Source organism: Gloeocapsopsis crepidinum LEGE 06123 (assembly GCF_015207655.1).
Classification (GTDB): Bacteria; Cyanobacteriota; Cyanobacteriia; order Cyanobacteriales; family Chroococcidiopsidaceae; genus Gloeocapsopsis; species Gloeocapsopsis crepidinum.
In genome coordinates, this window is sequence record NZ_JADEWN010000016.1 from 33,561 (window position 1) to 52,264 (window position 18,704).

17 protein-coding genes and 1 other RNA gene are annotated in these 18,704 nt (G+C 41.6%); 6 read left to right on the forward strand and 12 right to left on the reverse strand.

Translation table 11 applies throughout. The annotated features are described in order from the left end of the window. Nucleotides 1-62: 62 nt before the first annotated feature. The 6 genes from IQ230_RS08485 (at nt 63) to proB (ending at nt 5,761) form a co-directional block, all read left to right on the forward strand. Nucleotides 63-1,343 (forward strand): GNAT family N-acetyltransferase, encoded by a 1,281-nt coding sequence (locus tag IQ230_RS08485; RefSeq protein WP_407646629.1) that lies wholly within the window; start codon nt 63-65, stop codon nt 1,341-1,343. Beyond that, nucleotides 1,336-1,881 (forward strand): Holliday junction resolvase RuvX, encoded by a 546-nt coding sequence (ruvX, locus tag IQ230_RS08490; protein WP_193931581.1) that lies wholly within the window; start codon nt 1,336-1,338, stop codon nt 1,879-1,881. Before IQ230_RS08485 ends, ruvX begins: the two co-directional genes overlap by 8 nt. Before the next feature lie 188 nt (nt 1,882-2,069). Further along, entirely contained in the window at nt 2,070-2,642 is a 573-nt protein-coding gene (locus tag IQ230_RS08495; protein ID WP_193931582.1) for a DUF3727 domain-containing protein, read from the forward strand. Between the two features lie 70 nt (nt 2,643-2,712). Beyond that, a complete protein-coding gene (gene mltG / locus IQ230_RS08500; protein WP_193931583.1) occupies nt 2,713-3,795 on the forward strand; it encodes an endolytic transglycosylase MltG in 1,083 nt (360 codons plus the stop codon). A 107-nt stretch (nt 3,796-3,902) separates the two neighbouring features. After that, entirely contained in the window at nt 3,903-4,439 is a 537-nt protein-coding gene (locus IQ230_RS08505; RefSeq protein WP_193931584.1) for a YqeG family HAD IIIA-type phosphatase, read from the forward strand. Between the two features lie 218 nt (nt 4,440-4,657). Beyond that, nucleotides 4,658-5,761 carry a glutamate 5-kinase gene (gene proB, locus IQ230_RS08510; protein WP_193931585.1) on the forward strand — a complete coding sequence of 368 codons (1,104 nt, stop codon included), beginning with the start codon at nt 4,658-4,660 and terminating at the stop codon, nt 5,759-5,761. Nucleotides 5,762-5,907: 146 nt separating this feature from the next. On the opposite strand, the gene IQ230_RS08515 is transcribed toward proB, so the two are convergent. The 12 genes from IQ230_RS08515 to atpA all read right to left on the reverse strand — a co-directional run bounded on the left by IQ230_RS08515 (nt 5,908) and on the right by atpA (nt 18,647). Continuing rightward, a complete protein-coding gene (locus tag IQ230_RS08515) occupies nt 5,908-6,951 on the reverse strand; it encodes a hypothetical protein (RefSeq protein ID WP_193931586.1) in 1,044 nt (347 codons plus the stop codon). 714 nt (nt 6,952-7,665) lie between these two features. Beyond that, the gene (locus IQ230_RS08520; protein ID WP_193931587.1) at nt 7,666-8,253 is read right to left on the reverse strand and encodes a TetR/AcrR family transcriptional regulator; all 588 of its coding nucleotides are present in this window, start codon (nt 8,251-8,253) and stop codon (nt 7,666-7,668) included. 65 nt (nt 8,254-8,318) lie between these two features. Further along, nucleotides 8,319-8,765, reverse strand: a complete 447-nt coding sequence (gene cynS / locus IQ230_RS08525; RefSeq protein WP_193931588.1) for a cyanase — start codon at nt 8,763-8,765, stop codon at nt 8,319-8,321. 20 nt (nt 8,766-8,785) lie between these two features. Beyond that, nucleotides 8,786-9,667, reverse strand: coding sequence for an ABC transporter ATP-binding protein (locus tag IQ230_RS08530; RefSeq protein WP_193931589.1), 882 nt, complete (start codon nt 9,665-9,667; stop codon nt 8,786-8,788). Between the two features lie 228 nt (nt 9,668-9,895). Continuing rightward, the gene (gene ntrB / locus IQ230_RS08535; RefSeq protein WP_193931590.1) at nt 9,896-10,717 is read right to left on the reverse strand and encodes a nitrate ABC transporter permease; all 822 of its coding nucleotides are present in this window, start codon (nt 10,715-10,717) and stop codon (nt 9,896-9,898) included. A 23-nt stretch (nt 10,718-10,740) separates the two neighbouring features. Beyond that, entirely contained in the window at nt 10,741-12,279 is a 1,539-nt protein-coding gene (locus tag IQ230_RS08540) for an ABC transporter substrate-binding protein (RefSeq protein ID WP_228054694.1), read from the reverse strand. Between the two features lie 162 nt (nt 12,280-12,441). Continuing rightward, nucleotides 12,442-13,680: an acyl-CoA dehydrogenase family protein gene (locus IQ230_RS08545; protein WP_228054695.1), complete on the reverse strand. Its 1,239-nt coding sequence runs from the start codon at nt 13,678-13,680 to the stop codon at nt 12,442-12,444. A gap of 36 nt (nt 13,681-13,716) precedes the next feature. Next, nucleotides 13,717-14,259 (reverse strand): OsmC family protein, encoded by a 543-nt coding sequence (locus tag IQ230_RS08550; RefSeq protein WP_193931593.1) that lies wholly within the window; start codon nt 14,257-14,259, stop codon nt 13,717-13,719. Between the two features lie 163 nt (nt 14,260-14,422). Then, entirely contained in the window at nt 14,423-15,295 is an 873-nt protein-coding gene (locus IQ230_RS08555) for a sulfurtransferase (RefSeq protein WP_193931594.1), read from the reverse strand. Between the two features lie 323 nt (nt 15,296-15,618). Continuing rightward, nucleotides 15,619-16,007, reverse strand: a transfer-messenger RNA (tmRNA) gene (gene ssrA / locus IQ230_RS08560). 106 nt (nt 16,008-16,113) lie between these two features. Further along, nucleotides 16,114-17,058 carry a F0F1 ATP synthase subunit gamma gene (locus IQ230_RS08565; RefSeq protein ID WP_193931595.1) on the reverse strand — a complete coding sequence of 315 codons (945 nt, stop codon included), beginning with the start codon at nt 17,056-17,058 and terminating at the stop codon, nt 16,114-16,116. 71 nt (nt 17,059-17,129) lie between these two features. Further along, the gene (gene atpA, locus IQ230_RS08570) at nt 17,130-18,647 is read right to left on the reverse strand and encodes a F0F1 ATP synthase subunit alpha (RefSeq protein ID WP_193931596.1); all 1,518 of its coding nucleotides are present in this window, start codon (nt 18,645-18,647) and stop codon (nt 17,130-17,132) included. Nucleotides 18,648-18,704 lie beyond the last annotated feature (57 nt).

An 18,704-nucleotide genomic window follows, 5' to 3' on the forward strand; every position in this document is an offset into this window, starting at 1 on the left:
TGCCGTTAAGATAATGGCAGCGAAACCTTTTAATTTCAGGCTGAATGGCGGCCCGATCTAACATGACTTCCATGCCTCCCCAAAACCAAAGCCTAGTCATTAGACCAGTTCAATACCGAGACCTTGAGGGCATTGAACGGCTTAGTGCCGAGTCATTCGAGGTGGATCAATCAAGTCCTGCCGAAACGCCAGGGCGATCGCATCTAAGCTTACTGCGCCGCTGGTTTGGGTTAATCAAGTGTTTGAGCATCTTTCCCAATCCGCTACAGTACCGTTTCTGCATTTACGTAGCTGAGCAATACCGTCAGGTTCAAGGGATGATTCAAGTCACCCCTTTTAATCGTACCCGCAGTACTTGGAAAGTTCAGCAAGTCGCGGTAGACACCAAAGCTCACACCCAAGGAATTGGTTCCCAACTTTTGCGTCACTGTTTTGAAGCGATCGGTGAAGCTCGCACGTGGTTATTAGAAGTCAATATTAATAATAAAGATGCCTTGGCTCTCTATCGCCAAAATGGTTTCCAAACTTTGGCACAGTTGACTTATTGGAAAATTAAGCCGAGCTTATTACAAGAATTAGCTGCTAGAGAACCAGATTTGCCAAACTTGCTGCCTGTCAGCAATGCTGATGCTCAGTTGCTCTACCAGTTAGATACTGCCTCAATGCCGCCTCTGGTTCGCCAAGTCTTTGACCGCGAAATTCATGATTTTAAGACTAGTCTTCTTGGTGCACTGATTGAAGGACTAAGACAATGGCGGAGTAGAACTGAAGTCGTCAGCGGCTATGTATTTGAACCACAGCGCAAAGCAGCAATTGGTTACTTTCAGCTGAAAATATGCCGTAAAAGCCAAAAACCACACGTTGCAACATTAACAGTACACCCTGCCTATACTTGGCTTTATCCTGAGCTACTATCTCAACTTGCACGAATCGTTCAAGATTTACCACCACAATCTTTGCAACTAGCTTCTGCTGATTATCAACCAGAACGAGAGGAATACTTAGAGCAAATAGGTGCTGAGCGTGTAGAACATACACTTATGATGTCGCGCTCAGTTTGGCACAAAATCCGCGAGTCTAAGTTTGCATCTTTAGAAGGCTTACAATGGCCTGAAGTGCTTCAAGGTCTGCAACCAGCACGTAAACCTGTCCCAGGTGGTATGTCTTGGATACCACAAACTTCGTCTGCCCGCTCAAAGATAAAAATGAACTCGCAATACCAATTTGTGAATAAAGTAAGTTCTTCATCAGAATCATTACATCCGAGTAGTAGCACTGAAGAACATTCCTTGCAACAACATCACCTTGACAACGAAGGAGAAACAAAAAACACGAATGTCTAAAGCTACTCAGCAGCAAGCCACTGACACTCACGAAAATCCCAACAGTGTTGTTGTGAGTTCGCAACCGAAAAAGCAATCTTTTATTTCAGCTTTAGGCTTAGATATTGGTCGTAAGCGAATTGGTGTTGCTGGATGTGATGGCACAGGTTTGATTGCCTCAGGATTGACAACAATTGAGCGCAAATCTTTTGAGTTGGATCTAGCACAACTCAAAAGATTTGCCAAAGAGCGTCATGTTCAAATATTGGTTGTTGGTTTACCATATTCTATGGATGGCTCTTTAGGTAAGCAAGCTCAAGAAATTCAAAAATTAGCGACGAGGTACGCTCAAGCTTTACAGTTGTCGCTAGAATATGTAGACGAACGACTCACTTCATTTCAAGCTGAGCAGCTACTGCACTCACAAAATATTTCGCCATCTCGGAACAAAGGACTTATTGATCGTAAAGCCGCTGCTTTGATACTGCAGCAATGGTTAGACGAACGTCGTGCTTCTTTAACAGCACAGAGAAAGTCTGAAAAGAAATTACCTTTTTAATTTTGTTTGATTCTGTTTGGAAAAAAGCCTGTAAATCTAGTAGTTGGTTGAGTGCACTAGCGTGATATTCTGAAAGCTAACCAACAGTGCCTAGAAAAAAGTTGCATTAGCAGGTTTTGTCTAGTATAGGTAAACTAATTTACCGACGATTTTCTTGTTAGATAAGTTGACGGTTCTTACTATCGACTATGTTTCCATCCGAATTTTCTGAAGATAATGAGCAATCCCCTGCTAGCTCCGTCACGCTGACGGATGATACAGGGCGTGAATTGAATTGTTATGTAGAGCGATCGCTTTATGTAGATAGTCAAGAATATCTATTACTGATCCCTGTAGATTCCGCAGTAGAAATTTTTGCTTGGCAGGGTGATGGCGATGAAGAAGAAGCTGTTCCTGTTGAAGATGAAGAAACTATTGAGAGCATCTTTAGCACAGCAGAAGCTGTCCTTGCTGAGCAGAATTTAGTTCTGAAGCACAGTGCTTTTGCCTTGACAGTTGCTGGCGAGTTACCGCCTGTTGAAGAAACTGAGCTATTTACGCTGGAAATCGAAGAAAACGGAACAGAGTTAGAACCTGAACAATTGCAGCTATTAGCAAGTTTTTATCATGAAGAACAAGAGTACGCGATTTATACTCCTCTAGATCCGTTGCTGTTCTTCGCGAAAGCAAATGGTTCTGGTAAGCCAGAGTTGCTTTCTCCGGAAGAATTTCGTAAAGTACAACCACAGTTAGAAGAACAGCTATTTGACGAAATGGAATAGTGCATAGTTGACACGTAGGCACATAGCAAACGTTTTAAGCTGTTCGTAGCTACCAGCTCAATTAGCAAAGATGGTGCAAAGAATATTCAAGTGGTCGCTTATTTTAGGTCTGCCAGTAGCATTAGGATTGAGCCTGTTGGCTGGCAAAAATTGGTGGAACTCTGTAAGTTCACCACCGCAGCTGATAGAAGCATCTGCTGTACCCGAAATAGCTGAAGCTAGGGTAGTACAGTTTCGCATTCCTCAAGGTACACCAACCCAGCAAATTGGACGCGATCTTGAAGCAGCAGGGTTAATTCGTTCAGCAAGGGCATGGGATTTATGGGCACGGTGGCTAAGATGGCAAAATCCCGATGGTGGATTTAAAGCAGGCACATATGCACTGTCATCAACGCAGCCATTAACAGCGATCGCAGAGAAAATTTGGCAAGGTAGAGTTGTCGAGCTAAGCTTTACAATTCCGGAAGGTTGGTCGATACAGCAGATGGCAACTTACTTTGAAACGCAGGGCTTCTTTCCTGCGGCAGATTTTATTGCGGTAGCTAGTACTGTTGACCGAAGTAAATACTCTTGGCTTCCTGCAGACTTACCTCATCTCGAAGGCTTTTTATACCCAGATACCTATAAACTAAATGGCGATCAAGTTACGCCGCAAGCAGTAGTTGATCAGATGCTGCAACGATTTGAGCAATTAGCACTGCCAGTGTATGAGCAACACCGCAATCAAACACAGTTTGATATCCGCGAATGGGTTACTCTAGCAAGTATTGTTGAAAAAGAAGCCGTTGTAGCTGACGAACGTCAACGCATTGCTGGAGTTTTTGTCCGGAGATTAGAAGAAGGACTGTCTTTAGGAGCAGATCCCACAGTAGAGTATGGTTTGGGTATCCGGCAAACTGCCGATCAACCTTTGACCCTTGCTCAAGTCAATACGCCTTCTCCTTACAATACATATATCAATGCAGGGCTACCACCAACTCCGATCGCTAGTCCTGGAATTGCCAGTTTGCAAGCAACACTTGCTCCTGAAGAAACTCCTTATCTTTATTTTGTTGCTCGCTATGATGGCACTCATGTCTTTAGCCGCACTTTATCGGAACACGAAGCAGCACAAGCAGCAATTCGCAGGCAACAGCAATCAAGAAGTCAATAATGCGCAAAATCAAGGGAAGATGGCTAAAAAAGATACTTTGCTTACTGTAGCTGATTATTTTCTAAAGAAAGTATACTTGACTTCTTTATCTTCACCTTGAGCAGAATATGGATTGGAACAAACTATTACAGCCAGATCTCATTCTTGAAGGTTCTGTTCTGTGTTTAACACCTGATGTTCTGCAGCAGCATCAAATCAAAGGGCTAGTGTTAGACGTTGATGACACTCTTGTGCCTTTTAAAGTAACGGAAGCATCTCCAGATTTGCAGCACTGGGTTACACAAACTAGAGAAGTTGCCCAAATGTGGTTAGTTAGCAACAACACTAGTAATACGCGCATTGGTAGTATTGCTCGTTCTTTGGATCTTCCTTATATCTATGGTGCAGTGAAACCTTCTCGCCGCAAATTAAGGCAGGCGCTAGCTGCTATGAATTTACCTGTTGAGCATGTTGCTATGGTGGGCGATCGCTTATTTACTGATGTGTTGGCAGGAAATCGCTTGGGAATGTTTACGATTTTAGTAGAACCATTTGTGACTCCTGGTGAAGCCGTTCGTTCTCATCCAATACGTAACTTTGAAGTATTGCTGTCACAGTTTATTGGCATGTCACTACCAACCAAAAAACAGCCGGTGAAAAAATAAGCTGCTTTCAAAAGAACAATCTTAAGAAAAAATTAAATTTCTGCAGTTAGCTGTCAATATCTGAAAATCTAGAAGATAGTTCAAAACGGGTCAGCCCCATAAAGACCTTGCCATAATACATATCTATATAATTATGTGGAGCGTCAGCCTTCAATGATATGAAGTTCTGGCGCTTTACAATTTATAATTAAAATACTCGATCGAGCCTCTCTTCCTGAATGCCACAAACATTGGTTGTCAAAATTGGCACTTCAAGTCTGACACAACCTGAAACAGGTCAACTAGCGCTTTCCACGATCGCTATGTTGGCAGAAGTTTTAACTCAATTGCGACGGCAAGGTCACAAAGTTGTTTTGGTATCATCTGGAGCAGTAGGAGTAGGTTGTGCGCGATTAGGTTTAGTCGAACGTCCACGAGCGATCGCAACAAGACAAGCAGTCGCCGCAGTTGGGCAAGGACGTTTAATCCGCGTATACGATGACTTATTTACAACTCTACAACAACCAATAGCGCAGGTGCTATTAACCCGTAGTGACCTAATGGAACGGAGTCGCTATCTTAATGCCTATAACACTTTTCAGGAACTGCTGAGTTTAGGAGTCATTCCTATCGTTAACGAAAATGACACAGTTGCTGTCGAAGAACTCAAGTTTGGCGATAATGATACGCTGTCTGCGTTAGTTGGAAGTTTAATTGAAGCAGATTGGCTATTTTTACTAACAGATGTCGATCGGCTATATTCTGCCGACCCGCGTTTTGTACCAGACGCTAAACCAATTATTCTGGTTGAAAATATTACACAGTTAGCTCATCTACAAGTAGGCGATCGCGGTTCGCAATGGGGCACAGGTGGTATGCTTACTAAAGTCTCAGCTGCAAGGATTGCTACTGCTGCGGGTGTTCGTACTGCAATTACTGATGGCAGATCTCCTCATAACATCAAACGAATTTTGCAAGGCGAACCGCTAGGGACACAATTTGAACCACAACTTCAACCAACGAATGCCCGCAAGCGCTGGATCGCCTATGGTTTAATTCCTTCTGGTAAGCTTTACCTAGATTCAGGCGCTCTTACAGCAATTTGTCAAGGTGGAAAGTCTTTACTAGCGGCAGGAATAAGTGCCGTTGAGGGAGAATTTGATAGCCAAGAAGCAGTGCAGCTATGCGATCAGTATGGTAATGAAGTTGCTAGAGGCGTTGTTAATTATAGTAGCAATGAACTCCAGCAAATCCGTGGGCGACACTCTAGAGAAATTGCCACAATTTTAGGATATGAAGGTGCAGAAACTGTGATCCATCGTGATAATCTTGTACTTATTTAGATTCTAAAATGAATATACTTCTTGCAAAAGTACTTAAACTGTCCTGTTGACCCCTTCACTTCATTCGAGGGTGAACTCCGCGAAACATCTTTTAAGATTCTGCACTTCACTGCATTTCGTTGGGAATGACATCACCGCTTTTCGACTTATGCAAGAGGTTTAATGAATTGCGTGTTTAAAATTCGTTCAGGCGCAACAATCGCAAAACGCACGTTTAACCCTTTCATTGCTGAACTTATGTATGATAATAATGCGTAAATAAAGACAATAATACCAAGCATTTCTAAAAATTCTTCAATACCTGCTATCATCGCATAGACCATACTTTGTTCGCCGTGAAGATCTGCATAGTATCCACCAACGGCTTCTACACCAAGTGCACCACTTATAAATATTGTGCCTGCTAACAAAATTAGTTGACGAGTCTTGCTTGGTAAATTTCTGAGAAACCGTCTAAAGACCAATAAGCACAGTAAGACAAATATAGCGCCAGGAATTATCCAAGTATAATAAAGCAAACCGCCAGTATTGAGTTTAGAACGCAAAGGCTCTACTGTTCGCTCGTGAAGACTAATAATCTCATCAGTAGCAAGATAAAGAAAAATTATCGATAGTGCCATCCAGTAACGAACGAAGCGATCGCCTCTTACTTGCTTAGCATAAGCAATGATTGCTAATAAAATTGAACTAGTTAACAGTAGACTCGTTGCATAAAGTGTTGGAATATTGAATTCTCGATTTAAGTTAAAAAGTTCGGCAAGAAAATCTCTAGAAAAGTAATCAGGTAGAAAGTACTCAGTAAATTGCCCTAATAAATGAGCACATAGAAGGGCAACTGCAATATAAAGGAGTATCCGAAAGGTTTTTTGAGGAAGAACAGAAATTTCTAATACTTGATGTGGTACATATACCTGTTTTTGTGCGTCTATTTGTTGTGGAATTTGATGATTTTGAATTACATCAAAGTTTTTCTGAGAATTACGCTCTGGTAAAACAACTTTTTCAACTAGGTACTCAAGCGTTTGCCGTTTAACCCAACCTTGATTTACTAAGATTTCTCCTATGCGCTTTTTTTCTGACTGCTGAGCCACAAGTGCTGCTTGCAATTGCTCTGAATTGATAAAACCGGCTTCAATGAGATATCTTCCCAGCAGTTTCTGCTGCTCGCTATTTTTCTTAACCCTGCTCACTATTAGCAATTCCTCATCCTAATGATTACGTTGCCACTGACTGTTACATGGCAACGCATTCTCTTTATCAAGAGCCTTTATAATATCATTGGCTTAAGCTTTGGTTAAGAGTAGTTTAAGAAAAATTGTTCAAAGCAGGCTAAAAATAATATTTACTTAAAGATTGATGCACCTCGGCTCTTAAGTGTTACTTTAGGTGAGAAAATATTGCTACTTGAGTAGATAGCCAACCTCAGCAAGTCATTTATCTACTTGAAACGATTCTGTAAGTAGCATTCCATAATCCAACAGCTTTCCAACATTTCTACTCTATATACGTACTGAAATCGTCGTGGATTTAATATCAATTCAGTAGTAGAATCGAATAAAGGTTGGTTTAAATATTGCAAAATTGGAAATTTTGTAATTGTATACTTTAAATTCATAGCTAATTTTTTTTGGATGTATATGACAATAAGCAAATTTTATTGAGAATAAAGAACTCAAATACAATTTGCTGCTGATTCAACAGTGCCATAACTCCAAATTATTTTTCCTGGTGAAGATTACTGAATATTAAAATGATTTTGAGCTTACATCTGTAATTTTGCGGTTGTAGATAAGCTTGAGTTGTGTTTTAAATAATTAGTTGAATAATAAAAATCAAAACTTTGCTGCTCTGGTAAGAAGTATCTTGAGAAAATAGGTGTAAGTCGTCAGTACAATTACTTTCTACTAACGAAGTGCTACTTTTAAAAAAAAGCGAATATTGTCAAAACCTCGGTGTAAGCGGGCAGGCTGTTTGTATAGGCGTTCCATCAAAAGAACACCTTCAATCATCGCGAGTAGTTGTTCTGCTAGTTCATTAGGGTTAATATTTGGTTGGAGTTGAGTTTGTCCTGCTTGTAGCAATTGTGCGATCGCATTTTGCCATTCATCAAAAACCTGCACCAAATGTTCTTGAAAAGAGCTATCGTGTGCTACTAAATCTACGATCAAATTACCCAAGAGACAGCCTGCACAATTAGGATCGGTAAGATGCTTTTCTTCTAAGCGATCAATCATCCAAAAGAGGTTAGCGATCGGATCTTCAGAAGCATTCATTGCAGGGATGAGGATAGCAGCTTTAAGCTCATTCCATTTAAAGTCAATAAGCGCGTGAGCAAGTTCGTCTTTTGACTCAAAGTAGTTATAGAAACTACCAGAAGACACCTGACTTACTGCAAAAAGTTCCTTCAGTCCAGTTGATTGAATACCTTGGCGATGAATCAGTTCTCCCACGGAGGACAGTATGTCCTCACGAGTACGCTTGAGATTGACCATAAATGTAAGTAGCCGCTATTCCACCATTTTCTATCTTATTTCTGTTATTTCTGTTACAGCAAATGTCACCACTTCTTATAAGGCAAAAATTTGCCATTCATAATCACTTTGACGCGATCGCCTTTGGGGTCTTCTTCTTTTTCCACCTCTAGCGTAAAATCAATAGCACTCATAATGCCATCACCAAACTTTTCATGCACTACCTCTTTGATAGGCATTCCATAAACTTGCATAATTTCGTAGAAGCGATAAACCAGCGGATCAGTAGGTACGACTGGACCTAATCCCTTTGCTGGACAAGCTGTAAGTTCTGGCAATAAATCTTGACTGAGATTTAAGGCGTGTAGGATTTTACTTGCTTCATCTTCCGAAGCGCTAGCTTGACGGTAAAGCACTGTAGCAATCCAGACTTCGTCACGTCCAACAGCTTTTTCAAGATCGGCAAAGCTGATGCCTTTTGCTTGCTTTGCAGCTAGTAGTTTTTTGGTAATTTCAGGAATCTCAACTGACATTACTTACTCCTTGCATTTTATTAAGGTTTAACTTTGATGCGTGCTTCCTCCACAGCACGAGTTTCCTGGGATAAGTGCATTTCTAACTCAGCTTTTAGCTCGTGGTAGGCTGGGTATTGATCTAAGGATTCACGCCTGCGCGGTCGTGGAAAAGGAATATCTAAAACTTCAGCAATTCGTGCCGCAGGACCTCTTGTCATCATGACAATCTTGTCAGAGAGTAACAATGCTTCTTCGATACTATGAGTGATGAGAATAACGGTTTGTCGCTGTTGTTCCCAAATTCGAGCAACTTCGTCTTGCAGAAAACCACGAGTGAGTGCATCTAAGGCGCCAAACGGTTCGTCCATGAGCAAGATTTTGGGGTTAATAGCCAATGCACGAGCAATGCCTACCCTTTGTTTCATTCCTCCTGATAGTTCGTGAGGATGCTTACGTTCAGCACCGCGTAGCCCTACTAAATCAATGTACTCGCGGGCAATGTTTTTCTGTTCAACAATAGTCATGTGTGGATACACTGTCTCAATTGCAAAGCGAATATTCTCAAAAACAGTCATCCACGGCATTAATGCGTAGTTTTGAAATACAACTCCGCGATCGGGACCAGGTTTAGAAATTTCAACTTCATTGAGTTTGATTGAACCGCGAGTTGGTGGGGTAAGTCCAGCGATAATATTTAGTAGAGTCGATTTGCCACAGCCGGATGGACCAATAATTGACACAAAAGTGTTAGCTTCAACTTCTAGGTTGATGTCTGCAAGCGCTACAAAATCTGGTGAAGTCTGTCGTAGTAACTTGTCTTGCCAACTTTGCCGCCCAGGATAAATTTTGAAGACATGATTCAATGCAAGTTGAGCAGAAGTAGAGCTAATGTCAACAGGATCAACGTGTGAAGAAATCATAGTACGTCAATTGACTTAATTAAAAATTGCAGAGTTAAGGCTACCCAAGCAAAGTTTTAAGTTTTGAATTCTAAAGAATTTTGAGTTTTGGAAAGCGTAGCATGCACAGAGGCATTTATTTTTAATTTTCTTAACTCATAACTCAACACTCTTTACGAGTAACTCATAACTCTAAATTGGTGGACTTTGTTTGTGTAGCAGCGAATTCATCCGCACTCGCATTCATGGTTATCGTTGTCCAAAAGAAACCCAAGTTTGTAGTAATCCAAATAGCCGATCTAGCAGTAACCCAACTAGTCCAATGACAATAATCGCGGTGAGGATGCTAGTAATTTCTAAGTTGTTCCACTCGTTCCAAATAAAGTAGCCTACTCCAGTTCCGCCAACCAAAATTTCTGCTGCTACGATAACTAACCAAGCAATTCCAATACTGATGCGTAATCCAGCAACAATACTAGGTGCAGCCGCAGGGAGAATGACTTTCCAAATCGTTCGCCAGCGCGAAGCGCCCAAGGTACGCGCTACATTAAGTACCGCAGGATCGACATTGCTCACTCCAAATTTAGTATTAATCAGAGTAGGCCAAAGGCTAGTAATCGCGATGACGAATAAAGCAGTGTTTTCTGAGTCTTTGAGTAAGCCAAGTCCTAATGGCAGCCATGCAAGAGGAGAGACTGGTTTGAGAACTTGAATGTAGGGATCTACAGCCTTAGAAATAACGTCAGATAGTCCGATTAAAATACCCAAAGGAATCGCGATCGCAGAACCAATTAAAAATCCTGTCACAACCCTTCTCAAACTTGCCAGGACGTGCCAGCCAATGCCTTTATCATTGGGACCGTAGTCGAAGAATGGATCAGAAACCCAACCCCAAAACGCTTGTAATGTTCTACTCGCAGATGGCACTAGTTGAGAAAAGACATTTAACTGAACTCCTAATTCCCAAGCGCCCAGAAACACAATCAACACAACCAAGAACAAAGCCAATGCTTGTAAGTTGCTGTTCCAGATGGGTACGAGTTTACGGCGTTGTGGTAGTGAATTAGCCATGAATCTAACAAATGGCATCAAGCTTAAACGTTGAATTTTTGATTTTGTTGTTCTAAATAAGCAGCAGGATTTGCTGGATCAAAAGTGTCAAACTTCAGATTTTCTACTCTGGTTTCTTCATTCGGAGGATTTTGCCCTAATTCTTGGGCAAGTTCTCTTGCTAAATCAGTCATGTAAATCTGTTCGGCAATCTGAGGATAGTCGGCTTTCTCAGTTGGCATCAAATCCCAGCGCACTAACTGCGAGGAGATCCACTTAGCAAAGCTTTTCCAAGGATAAGGATCAAACCCAACGCGATCCGGCACATTTAACGTATTTCCCAATCCATCTTCAAAGTTACCTGTCATCACTGCTTGCAACACAGGTTCGGGCTGGTTGAGGTAGCGACGTTCTGATAAGACTTTGGCAATTTCTGTACGATTTTCAGCAGCGTTGGCGTGTGCAGCACCATCAATAATTGCTTTGTTGACTGCACGGAAGGTGTTAGGATGCGCATCAATCCACTGTTGGCTAGCAGCAAAAGCACAACAAGGATGACCATCCCACAGATCTTTTGTCAACATATGGATGTAACCAATGCCTTCAAATACTGCACGTTGACCGAAGTTATCAGGCATCAGAAAAGCATCAATCTGCCCTGCTGACATTTGGGCAACGGAGTCTGGTGGTGGCACAATCTGGATAGCAACATCGGTGTCTGGATTCAAGCCTCCAGAAGCTAAATAATAGCGTAATAGTAGGTTGTGCATGGAATAGGGAAAAGGAACTGCAATTGTCATTCCCTTAAAGTCCGCAGGACCTTGAATTTTGTCTCGGTGTTTAAGAGCAACAGCAATCGACTGTCCATTAATGTTTTCGATGCTTGCAAGTTGAATTGGGAAAGTTGTCGAACCTAAACCCAGCGTCACGGCGATTGGCATGGGTGAAAGCATATGATAAGCATCAAGTTCACCTGCGATCGCTGACTCTCTTACTGCTGCCCAGTTAGGCATTTTCCGCAAGGTTACGTTTAAGCCATGCTTTTGATAAAAGCCTAAGGGTTCTGAAATGACAATCGGAGTTGCACAGGCAATTGGAATAAAACCAATATTTAAATCTGTTTTTTCTAAGTTTCCAGGAGTGCTTGCTTCTGGTGACGATTGTGAAGTATTAATATTATTCTCGCCCGCACAGCTTGCTAGCGTTACAATCGCTGCTGTTGCTGCCACTTTGATTAAAAAATCTCTGCGCCGAAATTTACTCGCCCGCAAAGTATCATTAAAAAAAACTGTCGCATGAGAACCAAATGCAGCTGCGAATGCTTCTTCTAATCCTCCTGCTTGTTTGATCAGCTCGTTACATATTTGCTGCTGTTTTGGTTCAGCTTTAGCAAGTATTTGCTGCACTAAAGCTTGTCTGAATTCTGCATAAATATTTTTTTCGGCTAGCTTTAACGTTTCAGGTTTGTATTGCCCCATTGCAATTAGATCAGCAACTAAATCTACTGGATCTTGAGGCATTCCTTCCATAAATCTCCAATGTTCTTCTGATGTATGAAAGCCACCACAAGAGCATCTTGACATGAAGCTATTTAAATTATAAGTCTTTCTAATTTTAGTATTGAGAAAAGCTACCATGATTTATTTTTATTTAGTTATTTTTTTATGTTGCTTTCTGTCGAAGTCTTGAATACGTAAACTTCTCTATCTTCAAATATTTTTGAAACAATGACTCTATTCAATTGATTAAACAGCAGTATCTTTCATTTGAGACAAAACTTTTCTTAGATGCTTTAATGCAGGAGTTACCATTGCTACAAAATAAGCTTCTCGCAGCTTTCTAGAAACGGTGCTACCTTCTAAATAAGCTTTAGCACCTAAATGTAACATTGCAGATTGCGCAGCACGTAAAGCAAGTTCTGAGGCTGTTGCACGAGCTTGGACAACTTTTTTAAAGAAATCATTTCGGATAGATTCAGGTGACTGTATCTCTGTTGCCAAGATATAAGTATGTAAGCGTAGAGATTCAAGTTCATTTTCTAAATTTTCTACGCAATCATCAAGAAAACAATTGACATGAGCTAGACGTTTATTTGCTTCTTGCATCAACTCAATACAGCTGGAGACTAATCCTAAACCCATTCCTACCTGAGTTAAAACGAAACCAGCTCTAATTTGTTCAACATACTCTTCACAAGGTGCTGCTAAAACAAATGTATTAGGTACAAAAACATCTTTGAAAATACAGGCGTAAGTATTGCTACCTTCTAAGGCAATAAAATGAGAATTGCAACGTAAAGTTAATCCTGGGAAACTGTCAGTAACAATTGCCATTAAGTAGTCATTGGAATTAATTATTTGAGCTGCGATCGCAAAGTAATGCTCTGAACCAATATTGGATACCCAGGGTAAAGTACCATTGAGTATATATCCACCTTTCTTACGTTGCGCAACTAAAGCAATTTTCTCAATTCCAGCAAAATGCTTCATTGGGTTAGATAACCCTGTACCTGCTATGATTTGTGCGCTTGCTACTTTGGGTAAAACGTTTCTTAGCAAGTATTCATTATCACTATTTTGTAGATACCACGTACAGGCAAACTGACACCAAGTAATAAACCCTGTGTTTAGGCATTCTTGAGAAATTGCCTCAATCATCTGTACCGGAAATTTTAGCCCTTGATGTCCAGCACCACCGTATTGTTTGGGAACACTTTGCCCAAATCCACCAATCGCACCAAGGTTTTGTAAAAACGCTTTTGGATATTCACCTTTCTCATCAATATCTTTGACTCTAGGCTTTAATTCTAAGTTAATGAGATTTTGAAGATTTTGAGCGATCGCATCACTATTTGAGTCTGGTAATGGCGTATTTTCAACTAGCAGATCTTGAACCGTATGAATATGGGAATGCATCGCAAATTCTCTTTCAAGTTGATTACAAAATATAGGCTCAACCCCAATATTTATTTTGTTGCTACTCATAGGATTGAGCCTCATGCGACTAATCAGATAAAATATCTACGCCAGAGTAACTTCCATATTGACAGGAAGCCTTAGTGTATTAGCAACTGGCGACCAAACATTAGCATGGGCAACAAGTTCCTCTAACTCTTCACGACTAGCATCACCGTCTAGTTCAACTTTGACTCGAACATCTGTAAATCCCAACCGCTTGTCTGACAAGTCACCAATTCCCCAAACACCTGTAATATTGATATCTCCCTCAAGTTCCAATTCCAACTTTGTCAAGGTAATACCACGCATGGCTGCATTAGCATGAATCCCAACCGATAGACAGGAACCTAGGCAAGCTAGTACGGCTTCAGAAGGATTGGGTGCTGTGTCTTGTCCTAATAAAGTTGGTGGTTCGTCAATAACGTGTGCAGGTAAATCGCGTACGTAAGTTAGATTGCGAAACTGTCCTTCGCAAACTGTCTTGACCTTGAGGGACTTAACAACATCTGGGTTTGCTTTGGCACTAGTGGCGAGTTTTTCTAAGCCCTCTTTACTGATTGGACGTAGTGGGGATTTAAGTTGTGTTGTCAGTGTAGTTTCAGCCATTTTCTTAAATAGAATGTTCTATCTAATTCAATCAGTAGTAACTGTAAAAAACAGTAAATTGTGTTACGCTATGCAAGTTTTCGCAGCATAGTAAATCCGCATTTACTTCACGATGATACATAGAGAGGTTTACTATTAGCTTTCTTACAGTACTCTTTAGTCGTTAAACTGATGCAGGAATCTTGCGATCGCTGGGTTCTCCTATCTCAATTGGTAATGATGCATCGCGCGACCATTCATTCCAAGAGGCAAAATAATTGCGCACATCCTTGATTCCAGCTTCCTTTAGTGCAATGAGTGTATTAGAAGCTCGCGAACCTTTAAAGCAATAAATGTATACTGTGGAATCAGGTGTAATACCAACCTCTTGACACATTGCCATAATTTCATCGGTAGAGCGAAACATGGGTATTTCAGAATTTAGTTCCATCATCTGATACCACTCGATCCAAACTGCCCCAGGGATTCTACCTTTACGCGGACAAAAATCTACACCATACGGGGAAGAACTTTCTCCTCGCCATTCATCGGCATCTCTGACATCAAGTTTAATAATTGCTGGATTGTCTAGTACTTGCAGCATTTGTGCAGTAGTTACCATCATTGAAGAATCAATACTAACTGTGAAAACTTTGTTTTCAATTACAGGAACTTCTGTTGTAGTTGGTAAACCTGCTGCCAGCCAAGCTTGATAACCACCATGTAACACAGAGACAGAAGGACAGCCAAAGTACTTTAGTAAAAAATAACCGCGACAAGATTGCCCGTATCCAGTATTCAAGGCATCTTCGTATATGACAATGCGTTCTGTACCACAGATTCCTACTGCACTCAGAAGTTCTACAAATTGCGATCGCAACTCAGCTAATCCTTCAGGTGTAGAAGTTGCTAGGTAAGTAAACATCTCTCGTAGATTAACTGCACCAGGAATGTGAGAAACAGCATACTCTTCAGCTACGCGAGTGTCTATCACGACAACAGATTCTTGTGAAAGACTTGCAAGTTCTGAAGGAGAAATCAGAGGTTTAACTTCCATAAAATCTATCTAAGTTGGTGAATTAGCCCTAGCAAAGTTGATTCGCTAGAACGACTGTGCAAGTAAAGCAGTTTTCTCAGCTATACAAGAATAGAAACACTCTTGCTGCGGAAAACATAGCTGGAATAAAAAGCTCTAAATTTCGGTGTTCTACTTCAAGCTATTATGTAGAACGTTCTGTTTAATTAATAGAACAGTTGATTGTGAGAGACGGTGTCTTTTACTACTAATTAAGGCAATTGTCTTTAAATGCTCACATACAACATTAGACAGCAAAAAAGCCTGCCTTTTTCACGAAAAGACAGACTTCTAAGCAATTAGAGTAATGGAGCTGGGCAGGATCGAACTGCCGTCCGTAATGGGTATTAACCCCCCGTTCATTCACAGGCTTAGCCTTTCTAATCCTCAAGGCGGGAACCACCCATTATCCCGAGTGGTAGGATGCAGTGGTTAAGTCTTAGCTAGCAAGTAACCAGAGAAACCTCACTAGAGCATCCGTTGGGGTTGGTCTATAGCCCTTAACGGAGTCAGACTACAGACGCTCGAATCTTTAAGAGATTGTTATGCAGCTACTAGAGCTTGCTTACGAGCAAAAGGAACGATGTTGTTCGCAGTTACATTTTTTTCGAGTCCGGTATTAACGAGAGAAGACTCGCTCTCGACCTGTATCACAGAGCAGCGTTCGCCAACACGTCGAAACCATTACAGCCCCATGCATTTATACTCCCATTATAGTCAGCTATATGGGAATTGACAAGTGATGAGAGGTCAGGAGAACACCCTAGAGAAATTTCTTGCAGCTATCCTCTGCCTTTTTTTTATCCCAGCGCTTGAGCACCGCCAACCACTTCAAGAATTTCTTGGGTAATTGCAGCTTGCCGTGCTTTATTGTAAGACAGCGTGAGAGTGTCAATTAATTCGCTAGCATTATCGCTGGCATTATTCATTGCTGTCATTCTTGCTGCAAGTTCGCTGGCTGCTGATTCTTGCAGTGCGCGCAAAAGTTGGTTGTTCAGGTATAGAGGCAATAGTGCATCTAGAATTTGGACGGGATCTTGCTCAAAGAGCATATCTCGTGGAAAACTGCGGACAGTAGTACTTACTTTTTGACGTTCAACTTCAAATTCGCCACCGCGAGTAGTTAAACGAAAAATTTCATCATCAGCATCTAGACCTTGAGCGTCAAGCGGTAGTAAGGTCTGCACAACTGGTCTAGAACTTACTAATGAAACAAATTTAGTATAAACTAGCTCAATTCGGTCTACACTTTCTGATAAAAATAGAGAAAGAAGTTCATCAGCTATGCTAGAAGCTTCAGCGGCAGTAGGAATTTGCTCTAAGCCTGTATAGGTAGCGTCAATTGGTTGGTCGCGACGTTGAAAGTACTGATTAGCTTTACGTCCTACTAAAACGTATTTGTAGTCTAGACCTTCAGCTTTCAACTCTTTCGCACGATTTTCTGCACGGCGGATAACATTAGTATTGTAAGAACCGCATAAACCGCGATCGCCTGAGATAACTAACAGCCCTACTGATTGAACTTCCCGCTTTTTCAGTAAAGGTAAATCGACATCTTCAAACTGCAATCGACCTTGTAGGTTATAGAGTACTTGTGCCAAGCGATCTGCAAAAGGACGAGTTGCCGTTACTTGTTCTTGGGCACGGCGTACGCGTGCCGCAGCCACTAGACGCATGGCTTCAGTAATTTTTTGAGTGTTCTTGACCGACTGGATGCGATCGCGAATTGCTTTTAAGTTAGCCATAGTTTTCTCAACTGTCAGTTATTAGCGATCAGTAGCAACTAGAGCATTACTGATCGCGGATCAAGAACAAGTTAGGCAGTTGCCAAGAATGTTTGCTTGTATTCTGTAAGTGCTTCTTTCAGCAGCTTTTCTGCATCATCAGTTAACTGCTTTTCTTTTTGGACGATTTCACCAAACTGTGGCTTGCCCGTTTTCAAGTAGTCGCGCAGACCTTTTGTAAAAGTTGTTACTTTATCTGCAGAGATATCATCTAGATAGCCATTAATTCCGGCATATAACAAAGCAACTTGCTCGTAGACTGCTAGTGGTGAATACTGCGGTTGCTTCAACAATTCGCGCAAGCGCTCGCCACGGGCTAACTGGTCTTGTGTTGCCTTATCCAAGTCAGAGGCAAACTGTGCGAAAGCTTGTAAGTCGTCAAACTGTGCTAGTTCTAGCTTTAGTTTACCAGCAACTTTTTTCATTGCCTTAGTTTGAGCAGCAGAGCCTACGCGCGATACAGAAATTCCAGGGTTGATTGCTGGGCGAATACCAGAGTTAAACAAGTCAGCAGACAAGAAAATTTGTCCGTCTGTAATTGAGATAACGTTTGTGGGGATGTATGCTGATACGTCGCCTGCTTGGGTTTCAATAATGGGTAGTGCTGTCATACTACCTCCGCCTAGATCGTCACTTAGTTTCGCTGCTCTTTCGAGTAACCGCGAGTGGAGATAAAAGACATCTCCTGGATAAGCTTCCCGACCTGGTGGACGACGCAGTAATAATGACATTTGACGATAAGCCTGAGCTTGCTTGGAAAGATCGTCGTAGATGACTAGTGTGGCTCTACCTTTATACATGAAGTACTCAGCCACACTCGCACCAACATAAGGAGCTAGCCACTGCAGCGGGGCTGGATCGTTGGCATTTGCTGCAACGACGACAGTGTAATCCATTGCGCCTCTTTCTTGTAGCACGTTGACGACATTCGCTACAGTCGAAGCTTTCTGACCAATGGCAACATACACGCAAACAACGTCGCCGCCTTTCTGGTTAAGAATTGTGTCTACAGCAATCGCGGTTTTTCCTGTTTGGCGATCGCCGATGATTAGTTCGCGCTGTCCTCTACCAATGGGAATCATGGCATCAATTGCAGTAATTCCTGTTTGCATTGGTTCATAGACTGAGCGGCGTTCCACAATTCCTGGTGCAGGAGATTCAATCAGGCGGCTTTCAGAGGTTTGAATATCTCCCTTACCATCAATAGGACGACCTAAAGCATCAATGACGCGCCCAATCATGGCTTCTCCTACTGGTACCTGAGCGATTTTCCCAGTTGCGGTTACGGAGCTACCTTCTTGAATTTCGCGACCTTCTCCAATAAGTACTGCACCTACGTTATCTTCTTCTAGGTTCAGTGCAACGCCAACAGTACCATCTTCAAATTCTAATAGTTCACTTGCCATGGCTTTTTCTAAGCCATAAATCCGAGCAATACCGTCTCCTACTTGCAGTACAGTACCAACGTTAGCTACTTTAACTTCTTGGTCATACTGCTCAATTTGCTGTTGAATTATGCTGCTGATTTCGTCAGGTCTAATGCTGATCATTTTGGGTGTTAGGTGTTGAGGAATTAAAGGTTATGAGTATGATTTAGGAGTTGCGGG

What these genes read in the sequence shown, in the direction of transcription:
- IQ230_RS08495 (WP_193931582.1), top strand. Translation starts at nt 2,070, where the DNA reads ATGTTTCCATCCGAATTTTCTGAAGATAATGAGCAATCCCCTGCTAGC.
- IQ230_RS08520 (WP_193931587.1), bottom strand. Translation starts at nt 8,253, where the DNA reads ATGGTCAATCTCAAGCGTACTCGTGAGGACATACTGTCCTCCGTGGGA.
- IQ230_RS08565 (WP_193931595.1), bottom strand. Translation starts at nt 17,058, where the DNA reads ATGGCTAACTTAAAAGCAATTCGCGATCGCATCCAGTCGGTCAAGAAC.
- proB (WP_193931585.1), top strand. Translation starts at nt 4,658, where the DNA reads ATGCCACAAACATTGGTTGTCAAAATTGGCACTTCAAGTCTGACACAA.
- IQ230_RS08555 (WP_193931594.1), bottom strand. Translation starts at nt 15,295, where the DNA reads ATGGAAGTTAAACCTCTGATTTCTCCTTCAGAACTTGCAAGTCTTTCA.
- IQ230_RS08530 (WP_193931589.1), bottom strand. Translation starts at nt 9,667, where the DNA reads ATGATTTCTTCACACGTTGATCCTGTTGACATTAGCTCTACTTCTGCT.
- mltG (WP_193931583.1), top strand. Translation starts at nt 2,713, where the DNA reads ATGGTGCAAAGAATATTCAAGTGGTCGCTTATTTTAGGTCTGCCAGTA.
- IQ230_RS08485 (WP_407646629.1), top strand. Translation starts at nt 63, where the DNA reads ATGACTTCCATGCCTCCCCAAAACCAAAGCCTAGTCATTAGACCAGTT.
- cynS (WP_193931588.1), bottom strand. Translation starts at nt 8,765, where the DNA reads ATGTCAGTTGAGATTCCTGAAATTACCAAAAAACTACTAGCTGCAAAG.
- IQ230_RS08540 (WP_228054694.1), bottom strand. Translation starts at nt 12,279, where the DNA reads ATGTCAAGATGCTCTTGTGGTGGCTTTCATACATCAGAAGAACATTGG.
- IQ230_RS08545 (WP_228054695.1), bottom strand. Translation starts at nt 13,680, where the DNA reads ATGAGTAGCAACAAAATAAATATTGGGGTTGAGCCTATATTTTGTAAT.
- IQ230_RS08505 (WP_193931584.1), top strand. Translation starts at nt 3,903, where the DNA reads ATGGATTGGAACAAACTATTACAGCCAGATCTCATTCTTGAAGGTTCT.
- atpA (WP_193931596.1), bottom strand. Translation starts at nt 18,647, where the DNA reads ATGATCAGCATTAGACCTGACGAAATCAGCAGCATAATTCAACAGCAA.
- ruvX (WP_193931581.1), top strand. Translation starts at nt 1,336, where the DNA reads ATGTCTAAAGCTACTCAGCAGCAAGCCACTGACACTCACGAAAATCCC.
- ntrB (WP_193931590.1), bottom strand. Translation starts at nt 10,717, where the DNA reads ATGGCTAATTCACTACCACAACGCCGTAAACTCGTACCCATCTGGAAC.
- IQ230_RS08550 (WP_193931593.1), bottom strand. Translation starts at nt 14,259, where the DNA reads ATGGCTGAAACTACACTGACAACACAACTTAAATCCCCACTACGTCCA.